General features: G+C 61.8%; 12 protein-coding genes. 7 read left to right on the top strand and 5 right to left on the bottom strand.

Translation table 11 applies throughout. The features are described 5' to 3' along the window. Positions 1-123: 123 nt before the first annotated feature. From ACP7BH_RS12520 to ACP7BH_RS12530, 3 genes are read left to right on the top strand one after another with little or no spacing between them, the layout of a single operon-like run. Positions 124-1,287, top strand: a complete 1,164-nt coding sequence (locus tag ACP7BH_RS12520) for a restriction endonuclease subunit S (protein ID WP_425985668.1) — start codon at positions 124-126, stop codon at positions 1,285-1,287. Then, positions 1,284-2,546: a hypothetical protein gene (locus ACP7BH_RS12525; protein WP_425985670.1), complete on the top strand. Its 1,263-nt coding sequence runs from the start codon at positions 1,284-1,286 to the stop codon at positions 2,544-2,546. Before ACP7BH_RS12520 ends, ACP7BH_RS12525 begins: the two co-directional genes overlap by 4 nt. Before the next feature lie 13 nt (positions 2,547-2,559). Next, on the top strand, positions 2,560-4,188 hold the full coding sequence (locus tag ACP7BH_RS12530; RefSeq protein WP_425985672.1) for a type I restriction-modification system subunit M: 1,629 nt from the start codon (positions 2,560-2,562) through the stop codon (positions 4,186-4,188). A gap of 103 nt (positions 4,189-4,291) precedes the next feature. On the opposite strand, the gene ACP7BH_RS12535 is transcribed toward ACP7BH_RS12530, so the two are convergent. Next, positions 4,292-5,323: a hypothetical protein gene (locus ACP7BH_RS12535; protein ID WP_425985674.1), complete on the bottom strand. Its 1,032-nt coding sequence runs from the start codon at positions 5,321-5,323 to the stop codon at positions 4,292-4,294. 92 nt (positions 5,324-5,415) lie between these two features. Here ACP7BH_RS12535 and ACP7BH_RS12540 point away from each other — a divergent pair, with 92 nt between their 5' ends. Further along, entirely contained in the window at positions 5,416-6,165 is a 750-nt protein-coding gene (locus tag ACP7BH_RS12540; protein WP_425985675.1) for a DUF5343 domain-containing protein, read from the top strand. Next, entirely contained in the window at positions 6,162-6,752 is a 591-nt protein-coding gene (locus ACP7BH_RS12545) for a Swt1 family HEPN domain-containing protein (protein ID WP_425985677.1), read from the top strand. The genes ACP7BH_RS12540 and ACP7BH_RS12545 overlap by 4 nt, the downstream gene beginning before the upstream one ends. A gap of 356 nt (positions 6,753-7,108) precedes the next feature. On the opposite strand, the gene ACP7BH_RS12550 is transcribed toward ACP7BH_RS12545, so the two are convergent. Next, entirely contained in the window at positions 7,109-8,533 is a 1,425-nt protein-coding gene (locus ACP7BH_RS12550; RefSeq protein WP_425985679.1) for a tyrosine-type recombinase/integrase, read from the bottom strand. 170 nt (positions 8,534-8,703) lie between these two features. Then, a complete protein-coding gene (locus ACP7BH_RS12555) occupies positions 8,704-9,945 on the bottom strand; it encodes a phage major capsid protein (RefSeq protein ID WP_425985681.1) in 1,242 nt (413 codons plus the stop codon). Between the two features lie 126 nt (positions 9,946-10,071). On the opposite strand from ACP7BH_RS12555, the gene ACP7BH_RS12560 reads away from it, so the two are divergent. Beyond that, complete coding sequence (locus tag ACP7BH_RS12560) at positions 10,072-10,428, top strand: hypothetical protein (protein WP_425985683.1); 357 nt, start codon at positions 10,072-10,074, stop codon at positions 10,426-10,428. A gap of 33 nt (positions 10,429-10,461) precedes the next feature. After that, entirely contained in the window at positions 10,462-11,235 is a 774-nt protein-coding gene (locus tag ACP7BH_RS12565) for a hypothetical protein (protein ID WP_425985685.1), read from the top strand. Between the two features lie 211 nt (positions 11,236-11,446). On the opposite strand, the gene ACP7BH_RS12570 is transcribed toward ACP7BH_RS12565, so the two are convergent. Further along, a complete protein-coding gene (locus ACP7BH_RS12570; protein ID WP_425987067.1) occupies positions 11,447-11,845 on the bottom strand; it encodes an HK97 family phage prohead protease in 399 nt (132 codons plus the stop codon). Between the two features lie 80 nt (positions 11,846-11,925). Continuing rightward, a complete protein-coding gene (locus ACP7BH_RS12575; protein ID WP_425985686.1) occupies positions 11,926-13,329 on the bottom strand; it encodes a phage portal protein in 1,404 nt (467 codons plus the stop codon). Positions 13,330-13,403: the final 74 nt, after the last annotated feature.

Here is a 13,403-nt window from a genome sequence, read left to right on the forward strand (position 1 = left end):
GGGGCCACACTGGCCCCCAAGTTGCGCTTTCCGGAGTTCGAGAACGCAGACGGCTGGAAGGAGTCCCCGCTTCATAAGTTGGCCCGTCCCGTAACCGAGAGGGCGACTGACAATGACGCGGATATGGTTCTCACGCTCTCCGGGGAGCACGGGCTTGTGCTGCAGCGCGAATATTTCGGCAAGAAGATCGCTGGCGACTCCACCGATCGCTATCTGAGAATTCTAAGAGACGACTTCGTCTACAACGACCGGACGACAAAAGCGTCAAGCTTCGGAACGATCAAACGCCTTTCCAGATACCCGGCCGGAATCGTCTCACCCATCTACAAATGCTTTCGCTTCCAGCCGAGCGAGAACGCAGCTTTTTGGGAATGGTATTTCGAGTCTGGGAGCCATGACCCGGCATTGGGAAGGCTGATCAACGAGGGTGCCCGAGCAGGCCGCTTCAACATCTCCGTCAGCCAGTTCCTGACTACCGAGGCATGGCGACCGACGGAGCAAGAACAGCAAAGGGTCGCCGACTGCCTGGCCGCTACAGACGCGGTTGTTCGTGCGCAGGCGCAGAAGGTGAAAGCGCTTAGCGCACATAGAAGAGGTTTAAAGCAGAAGCTCTTCCCCCTCAAAGGCGAAGCTGTGCCGCGACTGCGGTTCGGGGAGTTCGGGGGCTCGGGAGATTGGGAGGAAACGCCGCTGTCGGCTCTCGTGAGCGCGTTGAACGCGGGCGTCAGCGTAAATTCAGGTGACCGGCTCGCCAATGGAGATGAAATCGGCGTGCTCAAGACGAGCGCGGTCACCAGTGGCGTTTTCGATCCGCTGGAGAACAAGGTTGTATACGACGATGAAGAAATCAGCCGCGTGAAAGAGCCAGTACGCGCCGACACCATAATCATAAGCCGCATGAACACGCCCAAGCTAGTCGGCGCCAGCGCTTACGTTGAGCGCGAGTTTCCCAACCTTTTTCTCCCTGACCGGCTTTGGGCGGCCAAACCACGACCGTCGACCTGCATGCGCTTCTTAGCTTTCGTTTTGGGGTCCGATGTGGGGCGATCGGCCCTGTCGAACTTGGCGGGAGGAAGTTCGGGCTCGATGAAAAACATCTCCAAGCCGGACGTTCTGGCTATGACGATTAGGGTTCCTTCCCCGTCGGAACAGCAACGCATAACCGACTGCCTGATGTCTCTGGACAACCTCATCGCCGCCGAGACCCGCAAGCTCGAAGCTCTGAACGTCCATATGAAAGGACTGATGCGGGAGATTTTTCCTCGGATGGGGGACGTCGCCGCATGAGCACTTACAAGACCCTAAACACGCTCGTGGGAAGACTTCGCGACGATCTCAACAACCCCACCAAGCCGACCTCGCTGATCCTGATCTACGCCTTCAATAGAACCGGCAAGACACGACTGTCGATGGCGTTCAAAGATGCCGGCAAGCGCAAGAGCAAGAAGAACCCGAACGGCGCGTCCGACACTCTTTATTTCAATGCCTTCACCGAAGATCTATTCATCTGGGAGAACGATCTCGAAGGCGACAGCGTGCGGCACCTGCAGTTGAACGATAAGTCTTCGTTCTTCAACGCGATGACGGAGCTCACCCTGGATCAGACCATCGCCAGCTATCTGTCCCGGTACGCCGATTTTGAGTTCGACTTCGTTTACAAGGACGTCCCGCAGGGCACAGAGACAATCTCCAAGCCGGATTACGTCAGCTTCCGGAAAGGCGACCAGATCAACATCAAGGTGTCGCGGGGTGAACAGAACCTCTTCATCTGGTGCACTTTCATGGCGATCTGCGAACGGATGCTGGATGGCCATGTCTCCTACCAAGGTAAGAAGTACCTTTATATCGACGATCCCATTTCATCGCTGGATGACAACAACGCCGTCTCTGTTGCCTGCGATCTTGCCAAGCTTCTGCGCAGAACAGCCTCGCGCAAGGACGCCAACGGCGAGGCTGCCCCGATCAAGGTGATCTTTTCGTCGCACCACGCACTCTTCTTCAACGTCATGTGCAATGAAATCGGGCGGAAAATTGATGACTCGCCGTCAGTGAACCATAAGCGCTACTTCCTGCACCGCCCGGTTGACGAGGGAACCTACAAACTCCAGCCGACCGGAGACACGCCTTTCTTCCACCATGTCGCAACCCTCGCGGAGCTACAGCGTGCGGCGGATCCCACGAAGGGGACGCTGTACACGTTCCACTTCAACGCCCTGCGCAGCATCATGGAAAAGACGGCTTCCTTCTTCGGGCATTCCAGCATTGCATTTTGCCTCAAGGCGCTCGACAACGATGTAGATCGTGCGCTGTTCAATAGGGCTCTCAACCTGCTGAGCCACGGCGCCTACGCCATCCATGAGCCGACTGAAATGGGCGAGGACAACAAGCAGTTGTTCCGCCGCATCCTGAGTGCATTCATTACCCGATTTGATTTCGCACTTCCTGGCGTGGTGCCCGCGTCGCCCTCCGCTACCCTCGTGCCTGGGCCGCCGCCGACGCCCGCATCCGCGCCCGTGCCCGTCCCCGTGCCCGTGCCCGTGCCATAGAAGTAGCCGCTCAATGAACGACCAAACTCAAAAGCGACTTGGCAAGACCCTTTGGAACATTGCCGACCAACTGCGCGGAGCAATGAATGCGGACGATTTCCGCGACTACATGCTGTCCTTCCTGTTCCTCCGCTACCTCTCAGGCAACTACGAGGCTGCGGCCAAAAGGGAGCTAGGGGCAGACTACCCAAGGCTCCCGACCGATCTGCCAGACACAACTGGAGCAAGCACGCCGTTGCAGGCGTGGTACAAAAGCAATCCGGACGATGTCGCCGAATTCGAAAAGCAGATGCGTCGAAAGGTGCACTACGTAATTCAGCCGCCCTTCCTGTGGAATAACATCGCGCATTTAGCGCGCACACAGAGCAGTGAGCTTCTGCTAACTCTGCACGAGGGCTTCAAATATATTGAGAACGAGTCCTTTCAGAGCACCTTCAGTGGTTTGTTCTCAGAGATTAATCTTTACTCGGAAAAGCTGGGCAAGACCCAGACCGACAAGAATAAGAAGCTCTGCTCGATCATTGCCGAGATAGCTAAAGGTCTGAATGAATTCTCGTCGGAGCTAGACGTCTTGGGTGACGCCTACGAATACCTCATCGGCCAGTTCGCCGCCGGGTCTGGCAAGAAGGCCGGTGAGTTTTATACTCCGCAGCAGGTCTCGGACATCCTGTCGGCAATCGTGACCTTGGATAGTCAGGACCCGGCCACGGGCAAGAAAGAACGTCTCGCCAGCGTCTTCGACTTCGCATGCGGGTCGGGTTCGCTCTTGCTCAATGTCCGAAAGCGCATGGGTCAACACGGGATCGGCAAGATCTTCGGGCAAGAGAGCAATATCACCACCTACAACCTAGCTCGCATGAACATGCTGCTGCATGGGGTAAAGGACAGCGAGTTCGAGATTTTCCACGGCGACACCCTCGCCAATGACTGGGATCTCTTGCGCGAACTCAACCCCGCCAAGAAGCCTGCGTTCGACGCCATTGTGGCGAACCCGCCCTTCAGCCTGCGCTGGGAGCCCACCGATGCGATGGGTGACGATGTACGGTTCAAGAACTATGGCCTGGCTCCCAAGTCAGCGGCCGACTTCGCCTTCTTGCTGCACGGCTTTCACTACCTGAAAGACGAGGGGGTGATGGCCATCATCCTGCCTCACGGTGTGCTTTTCAGAGGTGGAGCGGAAGAGCGCATCCGGACGAAGCTGCTGAAGGACGGCCACATCGACACCGTCATCGGCCTGCCCGCGAACCTGTTCTATTCGACCGGCATCCCCGTGTGCATCCTTGTCCTAAAGAAGTGCAAAAAACCGGATGACGTCCTGTTCATCAACGCAGCCGAGCACTTCAAGAAGGACAAGCGTCAGAACCAGCTTACTGACGCGCACATCGACAAGATCATAGAGACGTACCAGTTCCGGAAGGAGGAAGAACGCTACTCCAAACGCGTGAGCCTGGACCGCATCGCTAACGAAGGGTTCAACCTCAACGTTTCTCGCTACATCAGTACGTCGATCGGTGAGGAAGAGATCGATTTGTCTGCGACGCAGGCCGATTTGGTTTCGATCGAAGGGAGAATTACGGACGCGACGGTCAAGCACAACGAATTTTTGATGGCCCTCGGCTTACCGCTTTTGCCGGTACGCTGACAGCGTCGCATTAGAGGAATCCAATCCTCCGATTTAATAGCGTAATCGGTGTTCGAATACCTCCGCGAGCCAGACGGACTCGTGCGCTTCGAGCACGGGCCGCTTAAGCGCCCGACCGGCGCCCCTTCCCCCGGCGGCGCGCGGTGAGCTCCATCTTCATGATCTTGTTGAACTGAAACTGCCAGTCGGCCGCGTGGACTACCCGGTCAAACTTGGCATCGTGATCGCGCAGGAGGTCGAGACGTGAGCGCTTCGAGATGTCGTCCCAGTCATCGTATAGGATGTACAGAGCGTTGCCATATCGGAGGTTCTCAAACACGACGAGGTCGTCAGCAAACTTGGCACCGAAGTACGAACCGAACTGCCCTGAGCCGCGGATGTAGGACACCGGTTGGAGCTTGTTGAAGGCCGCCGTCCGATCCCGGAGGTGCTTATCGAAGTCCGTAGCTCGCAATCCGGAGCTCGGTTTCGAGGTGTACCATTCCACGACGTCGTCAATTGTTCCGGGCGGGAAGATGTCCCAGTCGAGCTGGATGGTGCCGAGGAAGTCTTCCTTCGTGGCCGTGCTGGCGAAAACATCCGCCACGCCGGTGTTCTCCTGCAGGACATTCACCGCCCAGAGGAGCATGAGCTCAAACTCCGGCTGACTGCGGCTTAGAAGCGGCATCAGCGCGAACTTGACGACGACGTAGTCAGCGGTTGTTTGCGACATGATCACGGGCTCAATCTCCATCCCCTGCGGTTCGAAGACTTGGTGTTGGTAGACCTGTCTCGTCTGATAGTGGGTATGGGTCCCGTTTCTGGCCGCGTCGCCAAAGTTCGGTGACTCGAAGACAAAGCTCTTCGGGGCCATGGGAAGGTCGGGGCGCTTTCGGTCCCAGCCCCGCGCGTTGCGGTACGACCATTTCCCCGCATCCTCCGGCGGCTGCCTTGGGCCATCAGCCTTGGCGGAGCCATCCAGCAAGTCAATATTTAGGCCGAGGTGTGAGTACAGACCGGCCTCAACATCAGCAACGCGAACTGACTTCACGGCCGCAACCGCGACGAGGTCGCCGTCAATCCTGTCCAGTTCGGCCCGGACCTTCGGCGGGATTTTAAGGAAGTTGCCCTTCCACGGAAAACGCTTCTCACCCATGACGATGCCCCCTGCAGCCAAGCTTCAACTATAGATGGGTTCGGTTTAGTTAACGCGCAAGCCACAGGTTGTCCGGTCGGGATGTAGGACCATTGACGCGCACCACGATCTCGCTGACGTTTAGTTCGGGCGAGGGACGAGACATGGCGAGAAGTGCAGCACCGAAAGCGGAAGCCGCTCCCGCGACAGCGGCAGAGAAGACGGCGCGGCGGAAAATTCCGGGCGGGCTTCCGTACACGTCCAGCGCCGGAGTGCTCCGGCGAGTCCTTGGCAAGATTCCCACTTCGGAGAAGCCGAGCATCTTCACAAGCGACTTTCTTGGGACCGTCCTGAATGCCACGGGCGGTGCCGCCCGCCCCATCATCCCGATCCTCAAGTCGACCGGGATGCTTAATCAGAATGGCTCCCCAACCGAGCTTTACTCGCAATTCCAGACCGAAAGCGGCCGACCGACTGCGGCTCTCCAAGCCCTTCGCAACGGTTACGGCGAGATATTCAAGCGCAACACCTACGCGCACAAAGCGGACGAGGCGGCCCTTACCGACGTCATCGTCCAGGTTACCGGCCTGCCCGGAACGGATCAAATCGTCCGATACATCTACTCAACCTTTCAAGCGTTTCAGGAGCTCGCCAAAGGCGCCAAGGAAGCGCAAGGCGATGAAGCCGCCGGGGACGGCCGGACTGGCGGGGACGATAATGATGGGGTCAGCGAGCGCAGTCCGGAAGTTCGGAACGGGAAGCTCAATCTGGCCTACAACATCAACGTTGTTTTGCCCGAGACCACCAATGTCGAGGTCTACAACGCGATCTTTCGGAGCATCAAAGGGAATCTCTTAGGGTGACAGACACCCACACGGTCGAGCTTTTCATATTGAAGTGCGCTGTCATTGAGACGGAGCTGCGGACGAACGTAGCCGCCTCGCCAGACCTCCATGTCCAGTCCCAGTTGCTAGACGACGACCGGATAGACCCGTTCATTAAACAGTTCTCGCTGGAGAACCGGGTGAATGCGTCGAAGATGGCCCGGTACTACGAGATATTCTATATGCTGGAGAACGACATCCGCCGGCTCATTGTTGAGACGATGGAGGAACAGCACGGTGCCGACTGGTGGGACACACACGTCTCACAGCCCGTGAAAGAGGAAGTCCGCAAAAACAAGAGCCGTGAAGCGCAAGCGGGTGTCACGGCGCGCTCCGAAGCGGAGATCGACTACACCACCTTCGGCCAGCTCTCGGACATCCTGAAAGACAACTGGGATACTTTCGCCGGCATGCTCAGTACACAGCCTGCAGTAATGAGGGTGCTTTGGGGGCTCAACATGCTCCGGGGCACGATAGCGCACTGCGGGCTCCTCGCGGACGACGAGGTGGATCGGCTGAAGCTCGCGATCCGAGACTGGTTCCGGGTTCTGGAAGGACCGAAGTAGGTACGGCTGACCCTACCAGGACTAGATCAAGCCTTAACCGCCCGGTTTTTGCATTCAGAGTCAGCTATCAGAGTCAGCTATTCGCGATATCGCCGATCCCTGATCCCCGACGACGTATAAAGCCTTGCTACGCCCCCTCCAAGAGCGCCACGGCGCGCGGGAGCATCGCAGCGGAAGACGCAGGCCGCCGGGCCGCATCGAACTCGACGCGGCTTATTCCACCCGCCTGCTTTGCCAGACGGCCGATCAAGAGCGCAGGCTGCGCATCGGACCTATGGCAGAGGCGCAGACCAGCCTTTCGCCACCAGCGGCGCACCGAACTCGGCGCGTGATCCTCGGCGGCGAAGGGCTGGACATCAATGAGGGTTGCGCGGTTCCGTGCTGATCTTTGCACGCGCGTTTCGTTTGACCTGGATAATTTGATTTTGGTCGGTCGGTGCCAACTCCTGTGGCTCCCAGTCACTCATGCCCTGCAACACGAGGTCGGCATGTTTGATGGTGTCCACGTGGCCGTAGTGCTCCTGAATCATCTGCACTGAGGTTCCCATTTGCTCTGCCAACAGCAGTTCGCTGACGCCTTCCGTCAGGCGGATGGTGGCGTAGGTATGACGGAACGAATAGGTCGAGCGCAGAATGCCGGACGGCCCGACGCGCAGATTGGCGTCTTTCAGAAGGTCGGCGATGAAGGCCTTGTAGAGGGTGCGTTCTATCGTGCCGGTCGCACTGCTGAACACCGGAGCCTCAGGCGCGGTGCTCACCGCGATGGCGCGGATACGGTCGAGGTATTTTCCGACGTTTCCGCTCGGCGCCACAAGCTGGCGGGACTTGCCCTTGCCCCGCACGGACAACACCGTCACCGGCTGACCGTTCTTGTCAGTCGCCTCCATCACGTCGCGCCAACGCAGGTTACGCGCCTCTGACGGCCGCATGCCGGTGTTGCACATGATCAGGACGAACTGATAAACCATGGCCCGGTACCAGTGGGCAGTTACTGTCTTCGCGGCATCCACCCACTTGGTGCGGGCGTGGGTATGGAGGCGACGGTATTCTTCCAGCGAGAAGGCATCCCGGCGCTGCTTCTCCAGCGAGGGCATTCCCTCGATCCGGTGATGAGGCGGGGCCTCCTGTTTTGAAACCGCGTCATTAATGATGGCGCGGTAGATCTTCATCTCGAACCGGATGGTGGCGTCGCTGACGATGATCCAGTCCGTCTGCTCCGCTTTGGTGTTCGCGTTGGGCTCCTTGTCGCTCCGGCGCCGCTTCTCCGCAGCCTTACCCTCGGCGACCTCTTTGGCGGCAGCGCGCTCCACCTCCGTCATGGGTCGCACATTGCCGTGGCGGGTCATGCGGCCCTGACGGAGCGACCGCCGCCAGGACGGATAGTTCTGCCAACGGTCCAGCGCGATCAGGTCGATCTGCGTCTTGCCGACATAGGGGTTGAGTTGGTTCTTCACGACCGACTCGATGAGCTTCACACGGCCCAGCGTGATTTCGCCGCGCTGGGCGCGCAATCTCTGTTCGGCGATATAGTCCTTCGCCACAGCGGAGAACGGGCGATTGAACACCGGCAGATTGCGCTTCAACGCAAAGCGAACTTCGCTTTCGTGGTCGTAGGCAAGGGTGCGCGCCGTTGTGATGTCGGGCGTCTTCAAGGCGATGGTCTTGTAGCGCGTCGCCTTCGGCAGCCGAACGCGGCAGTACCAATCCCGAGTCTGCAAATCGCCTCGCCGGAAGATTACCAATCCAGGCTTCAGCTCTTCCTTGTCCGTGACAAACGCCATGACAGCCTCCATCGTCGTGCAGGTTTCGTGCACATCGCGGCGCTAAGTCATTGATCTGCCGTGACGTGCATACATCGTGTATAAACTTCATAGCATAGAATGTTGTTGTATTCTAGTAAGTTAACACTTTTGCCTTATCCCTCTGGGAGAGGGAGCGCCATCACATCACATCAGCTCGCGCTGAACCTCATCACCTTGATCGCGTCGAAGTTCTGCACCCCGCCCCCGACCCTCTTGGTCGTGTAGAACAGCACATAGGGCTTGGCCGAATAGGGATCGCGCAACACCCGCACCCCCGCCCGATCCACGATCAGATACCCCCGCTGGAAGTCCCCGAACGCGATCGACAGGCTGTTCGCCGCCACGTCCGGCATGGTCTCGATCTCGGTCACCGGATAGCCCAGCAGCGACGCCGTCTCGCCCAGCCGCGTCGCCGGCTGCCAGATGTAGTTGCCGTCCGCGTCCTTGAACTTGCGCACGGCCGAGACCGTCTTGCGGTTCATCACGAACCGCCCGTTCGGCCGGTACTGGGCCTTGGGCGCATAGACCAGGTCGATCAGACGGTCCGCCGGACTGGTCGGGGCGAACCCGCCCGCCGCGCCCGACGCGACATAGCCGATCTGACCCCAGCCCTGGCCCGCATCCGCCACGGTCGGATAGGTCAGGAAGCCCTTCGGCTTGTTCACCCCGTCGCCGTTGACGAAAGCCTGGGTCTCCTGCGCCGCAAAGGCGTCCTCGACCTCGGCCGCCAGCCATTCGTCCAGATCGACCATGGCGTCGTCCAGCAGGGCCTGGGTCGCCGCCGGATTGGCGTACAGATCGGCCGACGGAAACTCCAGCAGGGCCAAGGTCGCCGGGTCCGTCTCCGGCCGCGCGGCCGTCTCCGCCACCCAGCCGCAGGCCACGCCCGCCGTCGACACCGGCTTTCTGAACACCCCCTTCGCCACCGTCCGCACCGTGGCGATCTCGCGCATCGGCGAGGCCGCCATCAACCGACGCTCGATGGCCCGCTCGGTCTCGTACGGCACGACATAGCCGCCCGAGGTGGCGCCGCCCGACAGACCCGCCTTGACCTCCAGCGCGCCAGACTGACCCGTCTTCAGATAGCCGTCCCACGCCGCCTTCGCCTCCGGCGCAGACGCCGGTTCGACCGGCTCGCCGCCGATAGTCGGTCGCCTGTTCTGGCTCATCACGCGATCCAGCCGCGCCTGAGCCGCCGCCATTGCCTGGTCGATGCGCGCCACCTTCTCCTCCAGCAGCACATCGGCCGCCGCCTTCTTCTCGATCTCGTCCAGCCGGACGTCGTTCGCCCCTTTGAACGCCTCGAACGCCGCCATCATCTCATGCACGACAGCGCGCGCCCCATCACTCGCAAGAATGGGCGAGCCGGAAGCCTGTTTGGTCTCTTTCATGGTGTCTCCGGTGAATGCGTCCTCAGAAGACGCGATGATCCGGGCCAGCGCCCGAAACCTGTGATTGAACGGCTGGCAGGCCCGCGAAACCATGCTACCGATCCTGATCTCTCAAGGATCGTTCACATGCTCACGCTTGCTCTGGCCCTTTCAGGCGCGCTTCTTGCTCAGTCGCAACCTGATGTTTCCAACCTGCCTCCCGAACAGGCGGCGCAAGTGAGTCAGGTCTTCGGCGGCATGACCCGATTGTTCGAGACGCTGGGCACTTGCGAGCGTCAGTTCCCGCCCGAAGTCGGCGCGCAGGTGCGGGCGGCTATGGCGAACGAAACCGACCCGCAAAAGCGGGCGGCTTCGGCCTTCCTTCTGTCGGCCTACGACAAGGGCAAGACTTCCGAACGAGCGGAGACGATCACCCAGGAGCAATGCAATACTGAGATTGAAGCCATCTCCAACGAAATGCAGGCGCTCAAGACCGAGATGTAAAAGACAGTAGGCGCCCAAACGGACTGACGCCTGATGTCCCACCTCACGCCGCTCGAAAGCGCCGTCATGGACGCCATGGTCTGGCAGATGGGCGACAGCGTTCCCGATCTGGCGGCGCAGGCGGCGTCCAGCTCGCCGGGCCTGCGTCGCAACACCGGCGCCGGCCTCTATTCCCGGATGATCGTCGATGCGAACCGCGCGACCCGCAATCCGGACGCCACCGGCCTGTTCGGCACAGTCCATGTCATGGTCGGCGACCTGCCCGCCCCCATCGGCTTCCAGATCGAGCTGCGCCAGGGCCGGCTGACGGCCCTGCACGGCCAGAGCTATGGCCAGGACACCCGCGCCATCGACTTCTCCAGCACACCCTTCGGCGAGGTCTTCACCGTCGACGCCCGTGGCCAATCCGTCCTCTACCGCCCTGCCTGGCGCGCCCCCGATCCCGTCGCCCGACCAGCCCCCCAGGCCCAGACCCCGGCCAAGCCCCCGGTCTCCGCCGCCCAGCCTGCAGACCCCGCCCCGGCGTCCGCCGCCGCGCCCAACCTGACCGAAATCCTCGCCAGCGCCTCCAACCCCACGGCCTCTCGCGCCGGAAAGCTGGCCCTGGTCTATCTCGCCGCCTATGCGCTGGCGGTGCTGTTCGTCCTGTTCGCCCAGTTCGTCCTGCATCTCGGCTGGGTCTTCGCCGCCATCGTCGCCGCCTGGGCGATCCGCTACATCCACAGCGCAAAGGGCCGCGCCCAGATGGCCGACCTCACTGACCTTCTGGACCGCAACGGCGCCTTCGAAGCCCTCAAGCCAAACTGAACCTAAAGTTGCGACATCATACCAAAGACGCTTGAAAGCCCGACTTCGCTCCCCAACTCAAGCTTGCAAACTGGGAGGCTGCTGTGTTCGGACTGTTCTTTCATCCAAGACGCTCCGACCCCGGCGGGGCGGTCGCGGTGCGTGTCGTTGCTGGCCACCATTGCGGTGAGACCACCGATGCGCCCCCAATCGTTGTCGCCCATGATCCTGCTCAAACCAAACTGAACCGCGCGCCCGGCAGCATCGGAAACGTCACCAGCGACACCTCCCACAGTTCGACCGCGCTCAGCACTCTCAGCCGCCCCTGACGCCGGGCCCGCGCCGTTCGGTATCCGATCGACAGCCCATCCATCGCCGCCGCCCGGCTCAGGGCGCCGGCGAACCGCGCTTCCGCCGACCAGTCCTCGATCCGTCCGCGCACGAACAGGCCGCGCGCATCCTCGACGATCTGCTCCCAGACCCCGACCGGCGCCCGCGCATCGTGCTGGTTCAGCATCCGCACGCCCTCGGCGCCGGTCTTCGCCAGACTGTTCGCAAACGCCCCCGCCTGCACCACATCCCCGTTCAGATCCGCCACGCCCCACAGCGAGGCGTAGCCCTCGATAAGGATTGGCGAGTGGCGAGTAGCGAGTGGCGAGCGCTTCTCACCTCGCTCTGCTTTCTGGCCACTCGTCACTCGCCACTCGCCACTCATTTCGCCCCCTCCAACCGCCGCTCGATCCGCTCCACCGCCGCCGCCGTCGCCTCGCCCTGGACCTCCAGCCGCGCCAGCCGTTCGGCGACCAGCCTCTGCTCTCCGACCCGCTGCTCCAGAGTCGCGATCCGCGCCGCCGCCCCGCCGGCCCAGACCAGACCGCCGACCGTCTGCACGACCACGGCGATCAGCAGCGCCGTCGGCACGCGCCGGATCTGATGTTCGGTCATCCCCCCCACCCCCGCCATCCGCCTGCGCTCCTCGTCCGTCAGGAAGCTCGCCCCCTCCAGCCGCGCCCACAGGGCGTCCCGCTCAGGCTGCAAGGCCGCCACCGCCTCCAGGTCCGCCCGCACCTCACACCCCGCGAACCGCTCGCCCAGCCAGCCCGTCATCGCCCCCGCCGCCTTCCTGACCAGCGGGATCACCGTCTGTCGCCAGAAGGCCGCGTTGGCCTCGCGATAGTTGGCGTAGGTCGCGTCGCCGGGGATACCCAGCAGCTGCGGCGGAACCCCGAACGCCAGGGCGATCTCGCGCGCCGCCGCATGTTTGCCGGCGGTGAAATCCATCTCCGCCGGCGTCAGACTCAGCGGCTTCCAGTCCATCCCGCCTTCCAGCAGGATCGGCCGCCCGGCGTTCGTCGCCCCGGCATAGACGTTGGACAGCTGGTCCTTCAGCGCCTCGAACTGCCCGTCCGTCAGCCGCTCGCCGTTGCGCGCCCCATAGACCAGCGCCCCCGACGGCCGCGCCGCATTGTCCAGCAGGGCCTTGTTCCAGGCGCCCGCGGCATTGTGCGCATCCACCCCTTGCGCCGCCGCCTCCATCGGCGACAGCCCGTACCAGTCGTCGAGCGGGTGCCACAGCTTCAGGTGCATCACCGGCGCCCAGCCGTCCGCCGCCCGCCCGATCCGAACCGAACGTCCGTCCACGGAATAGTCCCACGCCTCGGGCCAGCCGGACCGGCCGGGCACTACCTTCACCCGGTCCGACCGTAACGCCCACAGCTCGTCCGGCGCCCCGTCCCCGTCCGCATCGCCGGTCGCCTCGACATAGGCGTTGCCCGACACCTGCAACGCCCCATAGACCGCCTCCATCAGCTCGGCCCCCGACTGTTCGGAGTTGGGCCGGCGGATCAGTTTCGCCAGCGGATGCGCCTCGTCGCGCACCCCTTCCACGAACACCGCGAACGGCGCCGCAGCCGCTGCCTCGGCGATCATGCGGATGCAGCGATAGGCCACCGCATTCTTCTGATACCCCTCGCGCGCCAGGCTGGCGTAGTCGTTGGGCGTCCAGCGCGGCCGCCCCACGCCCGACAGGGCGATCACCCCGCCCGCCCGGCTCTCCTTAGCCTCAGGCGCACGCACGCGCCCCGCCTGGCCGAACGGCCACCGGATCGAAACCATCGCAATCTCCTCAGAATTCTCGTCCCTTCTCCCGTTGGGAGAAGGTGGCTCGAAGAGCCGGATGAGGGTCGGTC

It is taken from the genome of Brevundimonas sp. TWP2-1, from assembly GCF_049897645.1.
In the GTDB taxonomy this organism is placed as follows: Bacteria; Pseudomonadota; Alphaproteobacteria; order Caulobacterales; family Caulobacteraceae; genus Brevundimonas.